Below are 205 nucleotides of genomic sequence, written 5' to 3' on the forward strand. Positions count from 1 at the left end.
TCACCGGGGCGCTCGGCAGGGATGCGGGCGAGGACGTGGGCAACTACGCGATCACGCAGGGCACTTTGGCCTTGAGCAGCAACTACGACCTGAGCTTTGTGGAAGGCAATCTGGAGATCACGGTACGTGAGATCGAGGTGACCGCCGACGACCAGACCAAGGTATACGGCGAAGCGGATCCAGCCTTGACCTACCAGGTCACCTC

General features: G+C 61.5%; 1 protein-coding gene. It reads left to right on the forward strand.

Going from position 1 to position 205, the window contains the following annotated elements; translation table 11 throughout:
- Nucleotides 1-205: MBG domain-containing protein (locus tag J0A67_RS23370; protein WP_206571717.1), on the forward strand; the 205-nt coding region annotated here is incomplete at both ends.

The organism is Algoriphagus aestuariicola (genome assembly GCF_017254835.1).
GTDB lineage: Bacteria > Bacteroidota > Bacteroidia > Cytophagales > Cyclobacteriaceae > Algoriphagus > Algoriphagus aestuariicola.